Annotated in this window: 19 protein-coding genes; 13 read left to right on the top strand and 6 right to left on the bottom strand. The window is 45.6% G+C overall.

Annotation, left to right across the window (positions count from 1 at the left end; translation table 11 throughout):
* Nucleotides 1–236 (top strand): hypothetical protein (locus tag B5F78_RS17630; RefSeq protein WP_206421952.1); only part of this gene is annotated, 236 nt, incomplete at its 5' end.
* A gap of 226 nt (nucleotides 237–462) precedes the next feature.
* On the opposite strand, the gene B5F78_RS11880 is transcribed toward B5F78_RS17630, so the two are convergent.
* Nucleotides 463–1,014 carry a 30S ribosomal protein S16 gene (locus tag B5F78_RS11880; RefSeq protein WP_022039535.1) on the bottom strand — a complete coding sequence of 184 codons (552 nt, stop codon included), beginning with the start codon at nucleotides 1,012–1,014 and terminating at the stop codon, nucleotides 463–465.
* A 253-nt stretch (nucleotides 1,015–1,267) separates the two neighbouring features.
* On the opposite strand from B5F78_RS11880, the gene B5F78_RS11875 reads away from it, so the two are divergent.
* The 10 genes from B5F78_RS11875 to B5F78_RS11830 all read left to right on the top strand — a co-directional run bounded on the left by B5F78_RS11875 (nucleotide 1,268) and on the right by B5F78_RS11830 (nucleotide 8,623).
* Nucleotides 1,268–1,639 carry a hypothetical protein gene (locus B5F78_RS11875; RefSeq protein WP_140400139.1) on the top strand — a complete coding sequence of 124 codons (372 nt, stop codon included), beginning with the start codon at nucleotides 1,268–1,270 and terminating at the stop codon, nucleotides 1,637–1,639.
* A gap of 77 nt (nucleotides 1,640–1,716) precedes the next feature.
* Complete coding sequence (locus B5F78_RS11870) at nucleotides 1,717–2,964, top strand: pepsin/retropepsin-like aspartic protease family protein (RefSeq protein WP_087406793.1); 1,248 nt, start codon at nucleotides 1,717–1,719, stop codon at nucleotides 2,962–2,964.
* A 320-nt stretch (nucleotides 2,965–3,284) separates the two neighbouring features.
* Complete coding sequence (locus B5F78_RS11865) at nucleotides 3,285–4,241, top strand: hypothetical protein (RefSeq protein ID WP_087406792.1); 957 nt, start codon at nucleotides 3,285–3,287, stop codon at nucleotides 4,239–4,241.
* Nucleotides 4,242–4,542: 301 nt separating this feature from the next.
* Nucleotides 4,543–5,274 (top strand): DUF6261 family protein, encoded by a 732-nt coding sequence (locus tag B5F78_RS11860; RefSeq protein WP_087406791.1) that lies wholly within the window; start codon nucleotides 4,543–4,545, stop codon nucleotides 5,272–5,274.
* A 227-nt stretch (nucleotides 5,275–5,501) separates the two neighbouring features.
* A complete protein-coding gene (locus B5F78_RS11855) occupies nucleotides 5,502–6,326 on the top strand; it encodes a hypothetical protein (protein WP_087406790.1) in 825 nt (274 codons plus the stop codon).
* A gap of 345 nt (nucleotides 6,327–6,671) precedes the next feature.
* The gene (locus B5F78_RS11850; RefSeq protein WP_087397073.1) at nucleotides 6,672–6,896 is read left to right on the top strand and encodes a DUF3791 domain-containing protein; all 225 of its coding nucleotides are present in this window, start codon (nucleotides 6,672–6,674) and stop codon (nucleotides 6,894–6,896) included.
* Nucleotides 6,893–7,366, top strand: a complete 474-nt coding sequence (locus B5F78_RS11845) for a DUF3990 domain-containing protein (RefSeq protein ID WP_087397071.1) — start codon at nucleotides 6,893–6,895, stop codon at nucleotides 7,364–7,366. The genes B5F78_RS11850 and B5F78_RS11845 overlap by 4 nt, the downstream gene beginning before the upstream one ends.
* The gene (locus B5F78_RS11840; protein ID WP_087397069.1) at nucleotides 7,363–7,584 is read left to right on the top strand and encodes a hypothetical protein; all 222 of its coding nucleotides are present in this window, start codon (nucleotides 7,363–7,365) and stop codon (nucleotides 7,582–7,584) included. Before B5F78_RS11845 ends, B5F78_RS11840 begins: the two co-directional genes overlap by 4 nt.
* 29 nt (nucleotides 7,585–7,613) lie before the next feature.
* A complete protein-coding gene (locus tag B5F78_RS11835) occupies nucleotides 7,614–8,075 on the top strand; it encodes a DUF2867 domain-containing protein (RefSeq protein WP_140400137.1) in 462 nt (153 codons plus the stop codon).
* A 131-nt stretch (nucleotides 8,076–8,206) separates the two neighbouring features.
* Nucleotides 8,207–8,623 (top strand): EamA family transporter, encoded by a 417-nt coding sequence (locus B5F78_RS11830; RefSeq protein ID WP_087249731.1) that lies wholly within the window; start codon nucleotides 8,207–8,209, stop codon nucleotides 8,621–8,623.
* Nucleotides 8,624–8,630: 7 nt separating this feature from the next.
* Here B5F78_RS11830 and B5F78_RS11825 read toward each other — a convergent pair whose 3' ends face one another.
* Entirely contained in the window at nucleotides 8,631–9,347 is a 717-nt protein-coding gene (locus B5F78_RS11825) for a DUF169 domain-containing protein (RefSeq protein WP_087406788.1), read from the bottom strand.
* Nucleotides 9,348–9,677: 330 nt separating this feature from the next.
* Between B5F78_RS11825 and B5F78_RS11815 the strand changes: the two genes are divergently transcribed.
* Nucleotides 9,678–10,130 (top strand): sensor histidine kinase, encoded by a 453-nt coding sequence (locus B5F78_RS11815; RefSeq protein ID WP_206421949.1) that lies wholly within the window; start codon nucleotides 9,678–9,680, stop codon nucleotides 10,128–10,130.
* 178 nt (nucleotides 10,131–10,308) lie between these two features.
* On the opposite strand, the gene B5F78_RS11810 is transcribed toward B5F78_RS11815, so the two are convergent.
* From B5F78_RS11810 to gdhA, 4 genes are all read right to left on the bottom strand, one after another.
* Complete coding sequence (locus tag B5F78_RS11810; RefSeq protein ID WP_087406787.1) at nucleotides 10,309–11,664, bottom strand: S41 family peptidase; 1,356 nt, start codon at nucleotides 11,662–11,664, stop codon at nucleotides 10,309–10,311.
* Between the two features lie 11 nt (nucleotides 11,665–11,675).
* Nucleotides 11,676–12,545, bottom strand: coding sequence for a hypothetical protein (locus tag B5F78_RS11805; RefSeq protein ID WP_087212703.1), 870 nt, complete (start codon nucleotides 12,543–12,545; stop codon nucleotides 11,676–11,678).
* Nucleotides 12,546–12,763: 218 nt separating this feature from the next.
* Nucleotides 12,764–14,491 (bottom strand): fimbrillin family protein, encoded by a 1,728-nt coding sequence (locus tag B5F78_RS11800; RefSeq protein WP_087406786.1) that lies wholly within the window; start codon nucleotides 14,489–14,491, stop codon nucleotides 12,764–12,766.
* Nucleotides 14,492–15,433: 942 nt separating this feature from the next.
* Complete coding sequence (gene gdhA, locus B5F78_RS11795; RefSeq protein WP_022039514.1) at nucleotides 15,434–16,771, bottom strand: NADP-specific glutamate dehydrogenase; 1,338 nt, start codon at nucleotides 16,769–16,771, stop codon at nucleotides 15,434–15,436.
* Between the two features lie 230 nt (nucleotides 16,772–17,001).
* On the opposite strand from gdhA, the gene B5F78_RS11790 reads away from it, so the two are divergent.
* Nucleotides 17,002–19,959, top strand: coding sequence for a PEP/pyruvate-binding domain-containing protein (locus tag B5F78_RS11790; protein ID WP_087250107.1), 2,958 nt, complete (start codon nucleotides 17,002–17,004; stop codon nucleotides 19,957–19,959).
* Nucleotides 19,960–20,194 lie beyond the last annotated feature (235 nt).

Here is a 20,194-nt window from a genome sequence, read left to right as displayed (position 1 = left end):
CTGACGAAGAACAGGAGCGAAAAGAACCAAAAAATCGCCCAAAGCACACACGAAAACGGATACATCAAGCCAAGAAAAACTTTTTGGAGAAATTCAAAACAGCTTCTAAGTGTAGTAAACAAAATTGGTTAGCGAAACTGTTATTATCTTCTTGCTTCACGCAGATAGCTTCGTTTGGTAAGATTAATAATCTTCCGCTTGTAAGATTAATAATCTTGCAGCCTGAAGATTATTAATCTTACAGCGGATGAGCCTGTCTGCTCTTACCGTTGCACCTATATCCGTGGTTCAACTGAAACATAATAACTCTTTCGGCGTGGATAAGTTGGTGCATCCGGGCGTATGCGATACGCCCCTACATTGGCTGTTTGCGGACATCCATTAAAAAAATAAAGAATGGCAAGAAGTATTGCCATTCTTTATTTTGCGACAGCCTCGCTTTTATTACGTCAAAAAGCGAATTTATGCTTCAGCCGGAGCTTCGGTAGCAGGTGCTTCTTCAGCCGGAGTTTCTTCTGCGGTAGCAGCTTCAGCTTCTGCCTTAGCGGCAGCTTCAGCAGCTTTCTTTTCAGCTACTTTCTTAGCAATTTCTTCATTGATTTTCTTTTCTGCTTCCAGACGTTCTTTAACGGCTGCTTGTTTGGTTTCTTCTGCTTTAGCCTTTATTGCGGCCAAATTAGCTTGTTTGTTTTCTTTCCAAGCGCTGAAGCGAGCCTGTGCTGTAGCTTCATCGAATGCGCCTTTTGCAACACCACCCTGCAAGTGTTTCATCATATAAACACCTTCGCGAGACAAGATGTTACGTACAGTGTCTGTAGGTTGTGCACCTACTTTTACCCAATACAATGCACGGTCGAAATTCAAATCTACTGTGGCAGGATTGGTATTGGGGTTGTATGTACCAACTTTTTCAATAAATCTACCATCACGTGGTGCTCTTGAGTCTGCAATAACAATTGAATAAAACGCATATCCTTTGCGTCCGTTTCTTTGCAATCTGATTTTTGTTGCCATCTTTAAATATAAAGTTTAGTAAATAATAAAATGATTTGAATTATACTAATAACTCGTATTAGCGGCTGCAAAGGTAATGCTTTTTATTTGATTGGCAAAGCATTGGTTCAGATTTTAAAAAACTGTTGTGAATTTCTTCAAAAAGTTTTCACGCCTTGATGCATTTGTCTTTACTATTCTTGGGGATTTGCCGGATGTCTTCAAGATTCCTACAACATCCGTATCTATTTTTGCCGGAATAAACGGTATCAATATGATTCGGATATGTTTTATTTTAGTCTTTTCCTTTTGTATCCTTACGGCAGGAGGGCAGCAAATGTCTCATGATTTGTCTTATTATGCAGAAGCTGCACGGAATTACAGCCCCTTGCTCCACGATTACCGCCACCAACTGCAAATCGAGCAGGCGGAGCTCCGGCGGCTGAAGACGCTGTACACCCGTTTACGGCTGGAACTGAACGGGGATTACCTGTTCGTACCCGTCCTGACCAAAGACGGGGGACAAACCTCTTTCCGATGGAACGCACAGGATGCCACGGATTATTACGGCTACGACTTGGGCGAGAGTAGCGGGCCCCTGCTGCTGGTGGTGCTTCCGGCGCTGATGCGGAGGATTTACCGGTGAATTATGGGACTTAGGCTTGCCAAGCTTGCTGTTTTTTTATATCTTCGCAAGCAAAATAATTCTAAATACATAAAAAGATGAAACGATTAGCATTTTTATTTCTTGCGCTTGTGTGCGCCTTTCATGTCTATTCGCAAGACATTGATGAATGTCGGAAGGTTGTGAATATCGCCGTCGATGCCGTCAACAACCGTTCTACCGATGAATTGAAGAAATATTTAGCCTCCGATTTTACATGCGCGGGAAAGAGCGGCGCTATCGCTATCAAGGTAATGGAACTATTGGTCAACCAATTGAACGAACACATTTCAGACATCAGCGAAATAAGCGAACAGCAGGGAAATGGGACATTGACACTGGTTTATGATTTCAATTACAGCAAGAAGCTGGGACATAAAAATGCAACTTTTGTATTCAATGCTAATAACCAACTCAAACAATTGGAGCTGTTGTCCGTTCAAGTGAAAACGTTAGACAAAAAGACCGATTTTGAAACACCCGCCCAAGAAATCATCACCGTACCGATGGAAATCCAAGATAATATGATAGTCGTAACAGCCAAGCTGAACGGTATCGAACGGAAATTTATCTTTGACAGCGGTGCGCAAAGCCTTTACTTGAACAGCCGATACTTCGGTAAAGACACTATAAATTCGATAAGTGGAGCGAAAAGTGTAAATTCCAGTATTTCGGGACAAGATATCATCCCTATTGATTCTTTCGATTTTTATGGTATCAAGACACAAAACAAGGATTTTGTAATGTCCGATCTTTCCCATTTACTCAAAGACGAGGGAATCTACGGATTGATAGGTTACCAAGTCGTCAAAGACTATGATTGGCTGTTCGATTACGCAAATAAAACCTTGACGCTGATTAAGCCGGATAAAACCGCCGACTATATCAACAAGATGCAATATACCACTTATGAAATACCTATCCAAATGACATCTGAAACTTCACATATCCCCTTTGTAAAAGGAAAAATAGGTACGGAGGAAGTGTCTTTGGGTATTGATTGCGGAGCCGCAGCAAACTTATTGGATATTGCTTTGTTCGATAAGCTAAAAAATAACTTGACCGACATAACCACGACTGAATTGGCAGGCGTGTCCACACAAAAAACCGATGTACAAAAAGCCTCGGTAAAATCATTGGCTCTCGGAAAGAAATTATTTGAAAATGTATCTACTGTATTTAATAATATGAACCACTTGAACTCTCGTTGGGAGAACAAGATTGACGGGCTTATCGGTTATGAGATTCTTTCCAAGCAGAAAACTATTGTCAGCCTCCGGAACAAGAAGATAATTTTCATTCAGTGATTTATCGTATTCAACTTGTCCACGTCAAAAGTTCTGTCTGTTTGGATATAATCCGCCCCGATAACTGCCATCCGAAGCTCCGACAGCACAAATCCTACAGGATTGACACTATCCGAGGCTCCGACATGGGCGCACAGATGCAGCAGCCGCTTGCCGTGGCGGTGATAGGCGGCTTCGTGGCAGGTCTGCCCCTGCTGCTGGTGGGGCTTCCGGCGCTGATGCGGAGGATTTACCGGTGAATGGTGGGGTTTGGTGTTTGCTCCTTTCCTTACTTTTCGTTATCTTCGCCACCCGAAAACTAACATTTAACAGAAAATGAAATGAAGAAAAAGACAAAACGTAATTTGATTATCGCAGCGATAGTGATAGTCTTGATTGCTGCCGGAGCCGCTTGGTTTATTTATCCTTTCATCCGTTATAGTTCGCATACGCTTGCATACCGTTCAGCCCTGCCGGGAAACGCGTGCTATCAATATCCGATTCAGTACAGCAAAGAGGGTTGGTTTCTGATTGATTGTACCCTCAACGGCACGCACAAAGTTCCGCTCCGTATCGACACGCAAGCGACAAGCCTTATGCGCGAAGATTCCATCCAAGCCTACGGTGGCGAATACTGGGGGAATCTGCCGATTAAAAGCACTAATGCGTATCAAGAGAAAAATTCTCCGGAATTGTACACATTCACTTCTATTGCTTTTGGTGAGGCAAGCATCCAAGAACCGATGTTCAACGGCATTCGCAAAGATAACGTGATATATGATGTGATAGATGAAGGCGTGTTCGGAACGGAAATGTTGGCTATTGGCACGTGGAAATTCGACACGGAAGCGGGCACGATGACGCTTTTCCATTCCAATAACAAAGACCTGCTGGCAAAGGAGACCGCAGGAATGACCTATCTCCCTCAAGGATTACGCGAGGATTCCATTCCGGTTTATATGAATGGATTGAATGAAGAAGTACGCTTTACGCTCGATTTGGGTTATACAGGAGTATTGGAGATAAACAACGCACTTGCAGACCGGCTGAAAACGTACTTTCCTTGCGAAGAAAAAATCAAACAGCACGGAGGGAAATTGACCGATACGCTCACCGTTTTCAAGATTCCCGTAACGGTTGCCGGAACACGGGTTGATTCTTGTGAGGTAGTGAACAGTCGCGTGGTGGATGCCAACTATATAGGAGCCGGATTTATGCACCGTTGCAATTTCGTTCTGTATTATTCTCTCAATGAGCATGGCAAGCCGAACAAAGACCTCTATCTGAAAGTGAGATAAATTATTTCAGTCGACAATGCCAATCCGCCCCGATAACCGCCGTCGCCCCGGTCGACAGCATCAATCCGTCAGGAAAAGCCCTGTCGATTCAATCGACAACGCCAATCGGCGCGGAGAAGCATCATCGATTCAGTCGACAGCCCGAATCGGGACGGAGAAGCCCTGTCGATTCAGTCGACGGCATAAATCCGGCAGGATTGGCATCGCCCGACTGGTTTTCCGCATATAATTTGCCCCGACGAAGGAAAAAGACTATATTTGTCAACGTAAAATTTTCGTATCATCCTTAAAATTGAAGCGTATGAAACAATTATCAGCATTGAATATTGCCCGTCTCCGCACCGAAGAATCGTTCGGTTATCTGAAACAAGTTGAAACGGAAACGGCGAACCTGCCGGGCGAGGAACCGGCTGCCGCCCTTACCGCTGCAATAACCACCTTTACAACCAATGTAGACGCTTTCGACGATGCGCTGAAAGCATCTGCCACCAATCCTGCCACTGCCACGGCGACCGCAGCAGACGATGCACGTGATGCCGCGTGGCGTGGCGCGAATAACTACGCGGCAGCCATGTGCGCCTATCCTGATGCCGACCTCCGTGCCATCGCGGAACAATGCAAGGCGGTGTTCGACAAATACGGCGACCCCACGAAGCTGGCGCAAACCGAGGAAAGCGGTGTGCTGCACAACCTCCTGCAAGACCTTGAGGCACTGCCCATCGCTGAAATCAACTTTTCTGTCTGGGTGGAAGACCTGAAATATAAAGAAGAACAATTCCTTGCCGCAGCCGCCGAGCGCACGGAAGCCGATGCAGCCCGTCAGGTGGGCATCGTGAAGGAGACCCGCACCGCCGCCGAAGCTGCCTACCGCTCGCTGGTTGATACGGTGAACGCCCTGGCGATGATAAACGGTGATGCGGAATACGCTACGTTTATCGACCATGTGAACGCGATGATTGAGCGTCAGAAAGCCATCTCGAAAGCGCGTGCCACACGGGCAAAGAATGAGGACGAGAAGCCGGGCGAACTTTGATGACGGACGATAATCTGAAAGTTCTAAAAGCCTCTGCCGGGAGCGGAAACCGACAGAGGCTTTTCTTCGCCACGTGATGGCGGTATCGGTGGTTCTTCTGTTTGTTTGAGGTCTCATTCTGGTGCTGATGCGGGGGATATGTCGGTGAATTGTGGGCTTGGTGTTTTGCTCTGCTTGCTGATTTTTTATATCTTTGCAAGTAAATCACAATTAAAAACAAAAAGAAAATGAAAGCACGATTCTTATTGGGAGCATTGCTCCTGCTTGTATGCAGCCTTACAGGATGCAGCGACGATGAGAACGAAAATACCCCCGATGTTACGCCGTTCAGCCTTGAAAAGACCTATTATGAAGTAAGATTAGGGCCTCTCAGCACCCATATCAACATTACCAACGGGAGTGGCGACATCAGCCTGGCCATAGCGAACGAAGCGATAATAGAAGCCGCGAGGGTTCAGAATGAAGGAGAGGACGTTTTCGTTTCCTTGTATGGCAAACGGAAAGGAAACACCACGCTCACTCTGACGGACAATGTGACGGGCGATAAGGAAACGGTAGAAGTGAAAGTGACGGACTGCTACTTGGCATACGGCATTGCCGGAAGCAATCATCCCGCGTTGGCTTCAAACCTTATGCTCTATCTGGTAAACAATGAGGCACGGGATTGCTATTTCTTCACCATGGACTACATGGAGCACCAACTGAATAATACACCACTTGCCAAAGGCACGTATGAGTTCTTTGTCAGGCAGGAAGGAGAAAAGAAGACACCCTATCTGCGTCTGAACTATCCGGCCGATGAATCAGGAAACTTGGCACAAGATGCTCCGATGGAAGCCCATGATTTCGCCTTGTCGTTCAATGATTCTCAGAGAGTACTGGATATTATCAGAACCTATTTAGACGTGGATTGGGAAGAACTTATCAGCAATCCCATGACAAGAAACCTTCCTCCGGTAGACCTCACCATGAAAATGACCGTTCCCGGTACAGACTATGAAATAACGGGAGCGCTTGCGACAGCGCCCATACCGGAAGGCATTTTGGATTAAATATTTATAAACTAATAGAGTCCCTGCCGATACTTGTGAATTGGCGGGGACTTCATTTTTAAAATTGAAGTGTAGAAACAATTATCAGTATTGAATATTGTTCGCTTTCGCACCGAGGAAGCGTTCGGTTATCTGAAACAAGTTGAAACGGAAACGGGCTTTTCTTCGCCACGTGACGGCGGTATCGGTGGTTCTTCTGTTTGTTTGAGGTCTCATTCTGGTGCTGATGCGGGGGATATATAGGTAAAAACAACCATTATCAATTATAAATGCAGTGTCTGCTTGCTTGATTCTTGCACAAATTCATTACTTTTGTGCTGATTGAATCATTTAAGTAAAAGGAAAATGAAAGATGACATCAAAGACAAAGTGGAATGGACGGTTATATTCGTGCTGGAGTTCGGGCGCAAATATGGGTTGACAATGAAACAGGCATTCAATTATCTGAGTCGCTTCAAAGGGATTGAGTTCATCGACCGTCATTACGGGTACGCTCATACGCAGTCGTTTGCCTCAATGGTGGACGACGTTGCAGAATATTGCCATCGCCGTGGAGGGGCGTTGCTATGAAGCTCTATCACGGAACCAACCGGGACTTCGACCGCGTGGACTTGTCGAAATCCAAGCCAAACAAAGATTTCGGGTGCGGTTTTTATCTGTCTGCCGATTACGAGCAGGCATGGAATATGGCTCAAGTCAAAGTGGAACAGTTGGAAACGGGAACCCCTATCGTACAGACCTACGAAATAGATGATGCCGCATGGAAAGACTTGCGCATACTCCGCTTTGAGAACTATTCGGAAGAATGGGCAAAGTTTATTCTATTGAACCGTAACAACCCTGTCCGATTGCCTGCACACGACTACGACGTGGTGATTGGCCCTATTGCCAACGACCGGGTAGGCGTGCAGCTATGGAAATATGAGAATCGTTTCATTGACTTGCCCACACTGGTGCGCAATCTGCAATATATGAAAGGAATAACGATACAATATTTTTTCGGCACGGAACGTGCCATCAAATCATTACGACGAATATGAACGAAAAGACAGAAATGATGGCCGACATGGTGAAGAATCTTGCCGTGTTGTTGCTGGAACAGAATAACGAGCTGAGCATGGAGCAGGCATTATCCCAGGTATTCAATTCGGATACTTATCAGAAGATAACAGATGAACGTACACGACTCTATTTCCAAAGTCCGCGGTATGTCTTTTCCTTTTTAGAAGACGAACTAAAGAATGGGAAACTCTCTTGAACTCCATAATTCTACAAACATTTAAGAATATGGATAAACTGATTGACAAATACCGTCCTGCGAATTACGAAGATTGTTTCCGCCAAACATTGATTGGAAAAGAGCGGATGAAGCCAAGAGACTTGTTCAATCTTATATTTGTTCAATATCCGAAGCCTGCACAATATTTATTGAAATTCAGGGACATGTTAGTGAAGCCATTAGGGCTTAAAACTGGAGGCGGGTTTGCGGATATGATAATTGAAGAAAATGAAACAGAGTTGGTTATCGGTAAACAAGACAAGCATCTTGACTTTTATGTTGTGTTGGAATGTGAATCCCCGTCAGGAAATGCGCAGAATATCAGCATTGCGACATTGGTCAATTATAATAACGGCTTAGGCAGGATATATTTCTTTGCCATACGTCTTTTTCATATCCTCATCGTTAAGAATTTAGTTAAAAGGGCAGTGAGGATATGGAGCAATGAAACGAAAATATACGGATATTAGGGAATTCCGAACCCTATACAATGGGATTTGTTACAGGCTTTCCTTCTTTCTTCAAAATTCCTACAAAATCCGCTCCTACCTTTGCGCAGATACAATAACTTTGCAACCGACTTAAAAACAGGAAAGCGATTATGTGGAAATATTACGCACTGCTGTCCGCCCTCTTTGCCGCGCTGACCGCCATCTTCGCCAAGGTGGGCGTGAAGGACATTAATTCAGATTTGGCTACGGCTATCCGTACCACCGTCATCCTGCTGCTGACGTGGGGCATCGTGCTCTTCGGGCAGCACGTGGGCGAGATAAGGGAGATACCGCGTCATGCCTGGCTCTTCCTCGTGCTGAGCGGGGTGGCGACGGGGCTGTCGTGGCTTTTCTACTTCAAGGCATTGCAGACGGGCGACGTGTCGCGCGTGGCGCCGATAGACAAGCTGAGTGTCGTCATCACCATCTGCCTGTCGTTCCTGTTTCTGAAGGAACCGGTCAGCCTGCGGGTTGTGGCGGGCGCGCTGCTGATTACGGGCGGAAGCATCATCATGTTAATCAAGTAAACGCAGGTCAGATGCTGTTGGTTATCCGTTCTTTTACCTTACTCCATGCATTCGTATGGAAGAGGCAACAACGGTCCATTGTCTGATACATCTCTTTAAAACGGCTTGCCGGAATCACAAAACTCAGCACATTGCTTTCTACATAAGGGCGCACGGAAGGGTCGAGCAGACCTATAAACGTACGACGGCTGCCTGTTCTGTTTTCTTTTACGGCTTGGGCTACAACTGATGAACAGCCTGAGCCGAAAATGCAGGAGACAGCATCATCGGCGTTATTGTCGAAGAATGCCCAAGTTGCCAGTCCTGACAGCATGTCGGGAGTAGCAAAAAACAAAATCCCTTCCATGGGTTCAAAACTCTCTACGCGGTCAATCCGTATGAAATTAAGATACTTTTTAGCAGCCGGCCGTATATCAAGCCGTTCAATGCACGTTATCACATCTTCTGGAGAAGCCTTGTAGCGTTCTTTATGTGACACAAAGCCGGGCACATGCTCAGGCATCGGCGCAAAGGCGGTATAGAGCTTGCCTCCGCCACAACCGATGGTCTCGGCATTCAGGCTAAGCCCTTTCCCTTTTCTCGCGGCATCCATTCCCTTAAAGAGACAACCGTTTATCTTATTTGTATCTGCCACCGGTTCGTTAGCATAATAGAACAGAAGCGGAAGTTCCGCCGTTTCACCAAAAGCCTGGCGGTATTTGCTGATGAATGTCTGAGTATCCATATCTTTTTCAGTATAAGTAGTTTTGTGGGTAAATATAGTGAAAAATTCGATTCTTCTTCAATATATCTTCAAATTTCCCTATTACCTTTGCTTCCATGTTTATTCATCAAACGCAATGAAACTGCTGATAATCGAAGACGAAAGGGAGCTGTCGGCCCTTCATCGGTAACGTGGGCAAGGCGGTGTCGAAGGCAGGGATGGCAGAGTATCCCAGCGGCGACATGGCGGATATGCTGGACAATCACGACTTCGTCTACACGCACATCAAGAACTTGAAGGCGAAGCTGGCGGAGGTGGGTGTGAGGGATTGCGTCAAGAATGTGTATCGCGGTGTTGCTGCTTGCCAAGATAGACAACCGCCAGTACGAACAGATGGAAACCATCAGTTTGGGCGATTTTCTCGACAGACTGCTGCCTTCATTGGAATGCCTTATGGGAAACATCGTTCTCCGCAAAGATTTCCAGACTTCGCTGATGATACGTGCCAACCGCACCCTTCTGGAAAGTCTCGTGAATAATCTTGTGGTGAATGCTGTCCGCCATAACCGTCCGAATGGGGACATCACTCTTGTTCTGACCGGCAGGCAGCTTATCGTATCGAACACTTCCGATGAGCCGGAATTGGACGCCCGGCAGGTATTCAATCGCTTCTACCGCCCGTCAGAAAAAACAAAAGGTAATGGATTAGGACTGGCGATAGTGAAAGCGGTTTGCGAATACCATGGATGGAAAGTGAACTACTGGTATGAAAATAACAGGCATTGTTTTGCGGTGAATTTTTAGTTCCTATGTTTGTAAAATGTGCTAGCAAAATAGCATAAAGCCAAGAGAAACTGTTTTGAATTTCTCCAAAAAGTTTTTCTTGTCTTGATGTGTTCGTTTCGTGTGTGCTTTGGGCGATTTATTTGGCAAAGCCTGTCCTATTGCGTTTTCATGAGAACATGCTGATAAATGTCAACATTCATTTTATTGACATTTGGCTTCGCTTTGGCTTGTGGTCTATAGGGTTATAAATAATTTTGCTTCCTGTTGAACGGGTATTTTCTTCTGTTCCAGTCGAGGGAAACGTGCCGTGTTCCAAATGATAAAATACCGGAGCCAAAATACTGTCGGCTGGTGTGCCGAACTCTCCTAAATTGGCAGTTAAGTCTTCAGATGAAACATAATCAGGTTGCAGCCCATCAGTATAATAATCGTAAAAGTTTTCCGAGTTGGCTGTATACGAGGTGGTTAACCAGAATTCCAGTTGTGGGTAAGCTTCATTGGTAAACAAGCTCTGTGCCACATTTTTTCCAAAGGTGGCAGCACCTACTTGTAATAGCTTATCACCTAAATATGGGCGCAAGGTATTGATAACAATTTCGGATGCCGAGGCTGTATTAGAGGTGGTGATGACGTACAGGTGGTCATAATTCAGATTGGTTACCCCTTGCAGCAGACTGGCATCAAAAGTATAGGTCTGTGTCTGAGGATCAGTCTTGTCATTGAATACCATTGTAAGCCACGGTTGTCCCATTGCACCTTGTGGGGCAAGGATGGTACTAAGCAATTGGGCGGTGGATACATAGCCACCCGGATTGTAGCGAAGGTCGAGGATGATGTCGGATGGTGACTGGGCGGCAGCTTCGTTGAAGGCTGCTTTCAGTGATTCTTCGTCGTCCGTTTCAAATCCATTGTAGAGGATATAAAAAGCTTTTTTGCTTCCGGCGGTTATGGTCTTATAGGTAAATACGCTGGGTTGTTCGATGATTCGGGGAGCAGGCATGTCAACGTAGGATGTATCCGGCTGTCCATCTACTTCTGTAGCTACCCGGTAGCGGCAGGAGCTGCTGGGACGCTGGAAGAAAGATTCGAAGTTGCTTGTATTCAAAGCCCGGTCGTTCACGCTTACCACCCAGTCGTTGCGTTTCAGTCCCACTTCAGACGCTGGAGAATCAGGATACACATATAATATATGTACTACATAGTCACCGTTGGTATTGCGTATCAATGAGCCTTCCAATCCGAAAGTGGGGTAAGCACTTTGTACACGTGAAACATTTACCGAATCAATGTGGGAAAACACGCTTCCATTTTTCTGGTCCTGTGAAGAAACAACCGACTGGAGAAATGTTTCGGGCTTATCGAAGAAGTTCAGTCCTTCTTCGGTGGGAAGGTCTTCGTAAAACAGGTAATGTTGTTGCATGGTTTCGTACATCCACGTTTTTGGTCCGATAAGGGCATAATATTCCCCCGAGCGGTCTTGCCCGCACGATGCAAGGAATAAGGCAGATGCAAGCATGCATAGCGCATGGATGTGGAATAGGCTTCTTTTCATGATGCAGGCTTTTATTTCATGGTAAACGAGTTTTGTCCGATCATATTGCCGTCGGCAAAGATATAGACCGTATAGGTACCTGCAGGAAGGTATTCTTCCACGTCCCAATAGACGGTAACGCTTTGTTCTTCTCCGGTATATTCAATATACTTTTTAATGGAGTAAGTAATTTCACGGTCTTCGTAGGCAAAGGTGGTATTGCCTTTCGAGAGGATGTCATTGTCGGGCTTGGCAATGCGGACGTAGATTGTTTTGTTGCCCGTTTCGGCAGTGATGTTCTTTACGATGGTGAACGAGATAGCAATTTTTTTCACGTCTTTCACCTTTCGTGCTTTCTTGCCACGTTTATTCATCGGTAGTGCAGAGATGTTGGTGGCATCCAGTTGGGCTGCTAGCGATACCTTTTCGTTCAGGTTTTTCTTTTCTTGCGAGAGGGTATTGATTTGCGCTGTGGCAGCTGAGTATTTGCTTTTCACTTCCTGATTTTCTTCCATCAGTGCAGCGTTGAGCCGGTTGAGCGAGTCAATTTGGATAACATAGGTACGTAGCACGGCACGTACGGTTTTCAATTCTTTCTTCAACCGCAATATTTCGGCAGCATTGGTTGTCTTCACCTGCCGCAGTTCTTCCAATAACCGTTGGGTCTTCAACTTTTCACTTTCCAGTTTTTCACGAAGCGAATCGTTGTTGATCTGCACCTGAAGTTCATCGTATTGTGTAGCAAACGCGCTATATTCATTTTCCATTTCTTGTTTTTCTACGGCAAACACTTCAGCCATTTCCTTATTTTTCCGGTATTCGTTCACGGCAAGGAAAGAAACGCCTGCAACAATGACAATCAATAGAATAATCGCTCCAACTAATTTTTTATTCTTTTCCATAGACTCTTGAGTTTGGGCGCAAAATTACAACATTTTGCACAGATGTAGTCTTTTGGGCTGATAAAAAACTATAATGGGGATGAGTTCATGCGTTTTAAGTTTTTGAGTTTTTAAGTTTTTGGGTTTTGGGGGTTGTTTGCTGATTCTGCCTTACTGGTTATTGGGAATAGCTCTTAAAAACTCATCCTACATCATCACACAAAACTCAAAACAGACTTTTAAAGGTCTGCCAACTTGGCTGGAACACCTTCATCTCCTGCTTCCCAATGCAAAAGGGGAAGTCCGTTATACTCGCCTTGCTGCTTGTCTACCCAGGCATTCAAGGCATCCAAAAGGGTTTCGCCCGTATCGGTAACGGTGAAATCAGTATCGTATGCATAATTTTTCCCTTCATTTTTCGTGCCCTTATAAAATTCTTTTAGACCACTATCTTTCGGATAATAACAATTATTAGATATACCGGCTGAAAGTTGATAAGAAAAGAGAGCGGATTGTGAGTTCCCATTGAAAAATGGGGCATGTACATAGCAATTCGTCAGCACAGCACCGGAAGCCATATTATAACATAGACCTCCTGCATTGGCGTTTTTCGTAAACTGACAAGAACTTGCATAACTATTGATAACATACAAATAATTATGTCCACATAATCCTCCTATACCATCAAGCCTTCCTTCAAAACTAACATTACATACTGAACTATTGGCAATAGTACCTTTATTTTCACCAACTAAGCCTCCTGCATAACCAAATGCTTTATCTTCGATACTACACGATAGAACATGGCAACCAATCACATTCCCTTCATTAAAACCGACAATCATTCCATCATAATGAGTTTCATTAAGAAAATCAAGATTGACATACGAACAGTTTTCTAAAGTCAAGTCTTTTACCATTCCTCGCTCGCCTATATATCCGAATAGTCCCTGATGTTTAGTGTCTTCCGGAGTAATCAAACGTAGATTGGAAAGCGAATGCCCTTGACCGTCAAAACATTTATTAAAAGATTTGCTTTTACCCAATGCTGTCGACTTACACCCTATCGGCTGCACTTGCTCACTTTGCTCTTCTGTAAACGCAATGTCTGCACAAAGGAAATAGGTCATGACGCCATCTACTTCATGTCCGAAATCGTCCAGTGTGTAGCCTTCGTATTCCATCCCGTTTATCAGATGGGAGAATGCGATAAATTCTTCTGCGGTGTAGATGCCGGTTTCTTTTTCTTTGGAAATAAGCCGGTAGGTATATTGGTGTCCCGAAATGAAAGATTGTGTCGGAGTGGTGAGCTGTAGTTCACTTTCGGAGGTGACAAGCCTGATGTCGACAGAAACATTGTCGGCAGGAGGTATGAAAAGTGTATATATACGTTCAGTTCGTTTTTCGAAAGAAACGGTAGGTGCCGGAGTTTCTGCAAATGTGAATGTTCGGGTGTGAGGCTCTATGCTTGCCAGTCGGACGGATGGAGTAAAACGGATGTTTTGCATCTGTGTATGGATTGATTCATCTGTCTCAAAAGTGATTTTGGCAAAGAGATGTTCGAATTGCAGTTCAACTGGTTTGCCGTAGGGCGTTTCTTGAGCTGCATATAAGATGTCTTTCAGATTTCCTTCCGTATCGTAAAGTTCTTGTTGGGTTGATGCGAATGCCGGATAGTAGACGACAACCGATGCTTCGTTTCCACTTTTATCCCAGTACAATGGAGTCTCAGGATGCCATTCCCCATCTTGATAAGTCAGGGCGATATTGTTGGCGTTTATTCCTCCTTGACTGAAAAGGGAGGCATTGTCGCCTGCGGTGAAGATATTTTTTCCTTCATTGTTCCGAGTCATCCCTTCCAATTGGTTTCCTTGGATGGAGACTGTTATAAGTGAGTTGTCCATAAGTTGTTCTTCCTGGCATCCGACAAGCAGGCAAGCAAGGAGGATGATATATAGCTGTTTCATGGCATTCGGTATATTGTTGTTTTTAAAATATAACGCAAGAGCATTATTTTGTTTACCCCCGTTCCCTGTTTTTTACCAGCTGATTATGCGAATCGGGAGTTGACAACGGATTCTTGTGATGCTATCATAGAACACAGACCACACAAGAATACACAGAAGAATGGGTCAATAAACAATATGCTGATGTGAAAATAAATTAGCACATTGCCCTATTATTCATCCGTTATAGTAGAACAAAATTGGTTTGCGAAAAATTCTTGATGTATTGTCATCCTGAACGAACGTGAAGGATCTCGTAGACATCCACGTGGGCGCATCCGAGATGCTTCACTACGTTACCAATGACGAATTTACAATTTGTCATAATCGAATGGATTTTCCGCAGGAAATAGGCACTCAGCATGACAAATGATTTTTCGCATTTTATTTCTGATTGACTATAAAAGGGAGTTGGAAGAAATTATTGTCCGCAGGTGGGTTGGAAGTTTGGCGGTCAGTACATTTGTATCGGTTTCAGAGGCAGGAATATTGCTCTGGAAAGTAAGATATACTTCAACTGCGAATGAATATATACTTCAACTGCGAATGAATATATACTTCAACTGCGGATGAATATATACTTCAACCGCGAATGAATATATACTTCAACTGCGGATGAATATATACTTCAACCGCGAATGAATATATACTTCAACTGCAGATGAAGATATACTGCAATCAGATGGGGTATATTTTAGGGGCAGGAGGACATTGCTTTGGGATAATCGAATGTTATTTTGATGCGCCTTCGGAATGTGTCCACTTATCCATGTGGATGTATTCAGGGCGTATGCGATACGCCCCTACAGCAAAAAGCGCTGCTTACCTTCACAGGCGAGCAGCGCAGCTACAATACAAAATACAAATACAACTAAACGAGATATTATTATAAAACGTCCTGTTTTATACAATTCCTTGTGCCATCATGGCGTGTGCCACTTTCATGAATCCGGCAATGTTGGCACCTTTTACATAATTGATGTAACCGTCAGGCTCGGTGCCGTACTTCACACATTGTTCGTGGATGTTGTGCATAATCTGATGCAACTTGTCGTCTACTTCCTGTGCGGTCCAGCTGATGTGCATGGCGTTCTGGCTCATTTCGAGTCCCGAGGTTGCTACACCTCCTGCATTGACGGCTTTTCCCGGTGCATACATCACCTTGTTTTCGATGAATGCATCGATGGCTTCGGGTGTGCAACCCATGTTGGAAATTTCTCCGACACAAAGAACGGAATTTTTTATCAAATTACAAGCGTCTTCGCCATTTAATTCGTTCTGAGTGGCGCAAGGAAGTGCGATATCTACCTTTACTTCCCACGGACGGCGTCCCGGATAGAAGGTTGCGCCCGGATATTTTTCGGCATAGGGTGCTACCACATCGTTTCCCGAAGCGCGGAGTTCGAGCATGTAGTCTATCTTTTCACCGCTTACTCCGTCGGGGTCGTAAATATATCCGTCGGGACCGGAAAGGGTGACTACCTTAGCTCCTAACTGGTTGGCTTTCGTTACGGCTCCCCATGCTACGTTGCCGAAACCTGATACGGCGATGGTTTTGCCCTTGATGTCGATGCCTTTCTTGTCGAGCATGTGTTTTACGAAGTACAGTCCGCCGAAACCTGTGGCTTCGGGACGGATAAGCGAACCGCCATATTCAAGTCCTTTGCCTGTAAAGGTGCCTGTAAATTCGTGTGTCAGTTTCTTGTACATGCCGAACATGTATCCAACCTCGCGTCCGCCTACGCCGATGTCGCCGGCAGGCACATCCATGTCGGGACCCAGATGGTGGTAAAGCTCCAGCATAAAGGCTTGGCAGAAGCGCATGATCTCGGCTTCGCTCTTGCCGCGCGGTGAGAAGTCGGAACCGCCTTTGGCGCCACCCATGGGCAAGGTGGTAAGGGCGTTTTTGAATGTTTGTTCGAATCCTAAGAATTTCAGGATAGACAGGTTGACCGATGCGTGGAAACGGATGCCGCCTTTGTAAGGACCGATGGCATTGTTGAATTGGACGCGATAGCCCAGGTTGACTTGCACTTTGCCTTTGTCGTCTACCCACGGCACACGGAATGTGATGATGCGGTCGGGTTCTACCAGCCGCTCGATGAGCGATACCTTTTCGAACTCGGGATGCTGGTTGTAAATATCTTCGATAGAAATCAATACCTCTTTTACGGCTTGCAAATACTCAGATTCACCGGGATGCTTGGCCTCCAGCGATGACATGATTCGGTTGATGTCCATAACTATTTATCTTTAAGGTCTGACAAAATGAAATGTTTCTTTATGCAAAGGTAGGATTTTAAACGGATAAACCAAATAATTCTGTATGAATTTATCTGTAAAAACTGATAAAAAGTTAAAAGCCGTGTGGCTGGTCATTGGCGGCAGGTAAAGTTTGTACGCCGATAAGTTGCATAAATCAAGAGAAATCCCGAAATTTGTTTGAGAAATCAAGCTTAAATCCGATAGCTATGCTCAATAAGTTAAAATTAAACCAACTCTATTTCAAGGATACCCAGTTTGTCAACCTGATGACGAAACGTATCTTTAATGTACTTCTGGTTGCCAATCCGTATGATGCTTTCATGCTGGAAGACGACGGGCGCATCGATGAGAAAATCTTTATCGAGTATATGAACCTGAGCCTTCGTTATCCGCCGCGTTTCACACAGGTGTCTACCGAGGAAGATGCCTGGAAGCAGTTGGAAAACACCCGTTTCGAGCTGGTCATCTGTATGCCCGGCACCGATAATAGTGATACGTTTGACATCGGCAGGCAAATCAAGGAGAAATATCCGCATATTCCGCTGGTGGTCCTGACCCCGTTCTCGCACGGCATCCGCGAGCGGATGGAGCACGAAGACCTGAGTGTCTTTGAATACGTGTTCTGCTGGCTGGGGAATACCGACCTGCTGGTGTCTATCATCAAGCTGATAGAGGACAAGATGAATCTGGAGCATGATGTCAAGGAGGTGGGTGTGCAGATGATTCTGCTGGTAGAAGACTCCATACGGTTTTATTCGTCGGTATTGCCTAACCTTTACAAGTTTGTGTTGCGCCAAAGCCAGGAGTTTGCAACGGAGGCGCTGAACGAGCACCAGCGTACCTTGCGCATGCGCGGGCGTCCTAAGATTGTATTGGCACGCACTTATGAGGAGGCGTTTGACCTTTATACCCGTTATCAGAACAATACCTTGGGGATTGTTTCCGATGCACGTTTCCCTCGAGAAGGGAAGATTGACCCGCAGGCAGGCATCCGCTTTCTTACCGAGGTGCGTAGCCGGAGTCCGTTTATCCCTTTGATTTTGCAATCGTCGGAAGCTTCGAACCGGGAGTTTGCCACCCACATTCATGCCCAGTTTGTCGACAAGAATTCCAAGAAGATGAATCTGGACTTGCGGCAGGCTGTGTCCGAGCATTTCGGCTTCGGTGATTTTGTGTTCCGTGACCCGAAGACCAAGGAGGAAGTGGCGCGGGTGCATAACTTGAAAGATTTGCAGAACGCCATTTTCTCTATCCCCGCCGACTCGCTGCTGTATCATATCGGGCGTAATCACGTGTCCCGCTGGTTGTATTCGCGTGCTATATTTCCCGTGGCAGAGTTCCTGAAGCAGATTACGTGGGAGTCGTTGCAAGACATTGATGCCCACCGGCAGATTATCTTCGAAGCCATTGTGAAATACCGTAAGATGAAAAACCAGGGTGTCGTAGCGGTATTCCAGCGCGACAGGTTCGACCGCTATTCGCACTTTGCCCGCATCGGTGACGGTTCGTTGGGAGGAAAGGGACGCGGACTTGCCTTTATCGACAACATGGTAAAGCGTCATCCCGAGTTTGAAGAGTTTGAGAATGCCACGATAGCCATTCCGAAGACGGTGGTGCTCTGTACGGATATATTCGACGAGTTTATGGAAACCAACCAGCTCTACCAGATAGCCCTGAGCGAAGCGGATGACGAAGTGATATTGCGTGCCTTTCTGCGTGCGAAGCTGCCCGATAACCTGGTAGAGGACTTTTTCGCTTTCTTCGATGTGGTGAAGGCGCCGATAGCCATCCGTTCGTCCAGCTTGCTGGAAGACTCGCACTATCAGCCTTTTGCCGGTATCTATTCTACTTATATGATTCCGTATATGGATGACAAGTACGAACGTCTGCGGATGCTGAGCGATGCGATAAAAGGTGTATATGCTTCGGTGTTCTATAAAGACAGCAAGGCGTATATGCAGGCTACCAGCAACGTTATCGACGAGGAAAAGATGGCGGTAATCCTGCAGGAGGTAGTGGGTACGCAATACGGCGACCGTTACTATCCTGCCATATCGGGCGTGGCACGTTCGGTCAATTATTATCCTATCAATGACGAACTTGCCGAAGAAGGTACTGTCAGCCTGGCATTGGGCTTGGGCAAATACATCGTCGACGGCGGATTGACCCTGCGTGTGTGTCCGTATCACCCTGATAAGGTGTTGCAGACCAGTGAGCTGGAGATGGCGCTTCGCGAGACACAGACCCGCTTTTATGCCCTTGACCTGAAGAACCTGGGACACGACTTTTCGCTGGATGACGGGTTCAATCTCTTGAAGCTGCCGGTGAAGGAAGCCGAGGCAGACGGTTCGCTGACATACATCGCTTCTACTTACGACCCTTATGATATGGTTATCCGCGACGGTATTTATCCCGGCGGGCGCAAGGTGATTACCTTTGCCAATATTCTTCAGCACGATGTGTTTCCTTTGGCACGTATTCTTCAGCTGGTACAGAAGTATGGTCAGGGTGAAATGCGCCGTCCGGTAGAGATTGAGTTTGCCGTTAACCTGAACGCCCAAGAGAAGTCCGGCACTTTTTATTTGCTTCAAATCCGTCCGATGGTGGATATGAAAGCCGATTTCAACGAAGACCTGGAAGCCATCCCCGGAGAACGTTTGTTGCTGAAAAGCGAGAATGCGTTGGGGCAGGGTGTGATAGATGATATGCAAGATGTGATTTATGTGAAGACGGAAGGTTATTCGGCTTCGAACAACCAGCTGATAGCCTATGATATCGAGAAACTGAACCGGCGTTTCCTTGACGAAGGCAAGCACTATGTCCTGGTAGGTCCGGGCAGGTGGGGAAGCAGTGATACCTGGCTGGGTATTCCTGTGAAGTGGCCCAATATTTCGGCGGCACGTATTATCGTTGAGGCTGGTCTCACCAATTACCGTGTCGACCCTAGCCAGGGTACGCATTTCTTCCAGAACCTCACGTCATTCGGGGTAGGCTATTTTACCATCAATGCTTATTGCGGCGACGGGGTGTTCAATCAGGAATTGCTGGATGCCATGCCTGCTGTGGAAGAGACGAAATTTATCCGTTGGGTGCATTTCGACAAGCCGCTTACGGCAAAGATGAACGGGAAGAAGAAGCTGGGAGTGGTGGAATTGCCGGAATGAGTAACCTGTTTATTATATAACTATTCACTACAGAGGCCACAGAGTGCCACAGAAGAATAGGTCAATAAACAATATGCTAATGTGAAAATAAATTAGCACATTGCCCTATTATTCATTGACACATTAAGAAGCTGTTTTGAATTTCTCCAAAAAGTTTTTCTTGGCTTGATGTATCTATTTTCGTGTGTGCTTTGGGCGATTTTTTGGCCCTTTTCGCTCCTGTTCTTCGTCAGAT

The sequence above is a fragment of the Bacteroides sp. An279 genome (assembly GCF_002159615.1).
GTDB classification, from domain to species: Bacteria; Bacteroidota; Bacteroidia; order Bacteroidales; family Bacteroidaceae; genus Phocaeicola; species Phocaeicola intestinalis.
This window is presented reverse-complemented; position numbering and strand designations above follow the sequence as displayed.

Coding starts and splice junctions, on each gene's coding strand:
- B5F78_RS11880 (WP_022039535.1), bottom strand. CDS start 1,014: ATGGCAACAAAAATCAGATTGCAAAGAAACGGACGCAAAGGATATGCG.
- B5F78_RS11875 (WP_140400139.1), top strand. CDS start 1,268: ATGATTCGGATATGTTTTATTTTAGTCTTTTCCTTTTGTATCCTTACG.
- B5F78_RS11870 (WP_087406793.1), top strand. CDS start 1,717: ATGAAACGATTAGCATTTTTATTTCTTGCGCTTGTGTGCGCCTTTCAT.
- B5F78_RS11865 (WP_087406792.1), top strand. CDS start 3,285: ATGAAGAAAAAGACAAAACGTAATTTGATTATCGCAGCGATAGTGATA.
- B5F78_RS11860 (WP_087406791.1), top strand. CDS start 4,543: ATGAAACAATTATCAGCATTGAATATTGCCCGTCTCCGCACCGAAGAA.
- B5F78_RS11855 (WP_087406790.1), top strand. CDS start 5,502: ATGAAAGCACGATTCTTATTGGGAGCATTGCTCCTGCTTGTATGCAGC.
- B5F78_RS11850 (WP_087397073.1), top strand. CDS start 6,672: ATGAAAGATGACATCAAAGACAAAGTGGAATGGACGGTTATATTCGTG.
- B5F78_RS11845 (WP_087397071.1), top strand. CDS start 6,893: ATGAAGCTCTATCACGGAACCAACCGGGACTTCGACCGCGTGGACTTG.
- B5F78_RS11840 (WP_087397069.1), top strand. CDS start 7,363: ATGAACGAAAAGACAGAAATGATGGCCGACATGGTGAAGAATCTTGCC.
- B5F78_RS11835 (WP_140400137.1), top strand. CDS start 7,614: ATGGATAAACTGATTGACAAATACCGTCCTGCGAATTACGAAGATTGT.
- B5F78_RS11830 (WP_087249731.1), top strand. CDS start 8,207: ATGTGGAAATATTACGCACTGCTGTCCGCCCTCTTTGCCGCGCTGACC.
- B5F78_RS11825 (WP_087406788.1), bottom strand. CDS start 9,347: ATGGATACTCAGACATTCATCAGCAAATACCGCCAGGCTTTTGGTGAA.
- B5F78_RS11810 (WP_087406787.1), bottom strand. CDS start 11,664: ATGAAAAGAAGCCTATTCCACATCCATGCGCTATGCATGCTTGCATCT.
- B5F78_RS11805 (WP_087212703.1), bottom strand. CDS start 12,545: ATGGAAAAGAATAAAAAATTAGTTGGAGCGATTATTCTATTGATTGTC.
- B5F78_RS11800 (WP_087406786.1), bottom strand. CDS start 14,491: ATGAAACAGCTATATATCATCCTCCTTGCTTGCCTGCTTGTCGGATGC.
- gdhA (WP_022039514.1), bottom strand. CDS start 16,771: ATGGACATCAACCGAATCATGTCATCGCTGGAGGCCAAGCATCCCGGT.
- B5F78_RS11790 (WP_087250107.1), top strand. CDS start 17,002: ATGCTCAATAAGTTAAAATTAAACCAACTCTATTTCAAGGATACCCAG.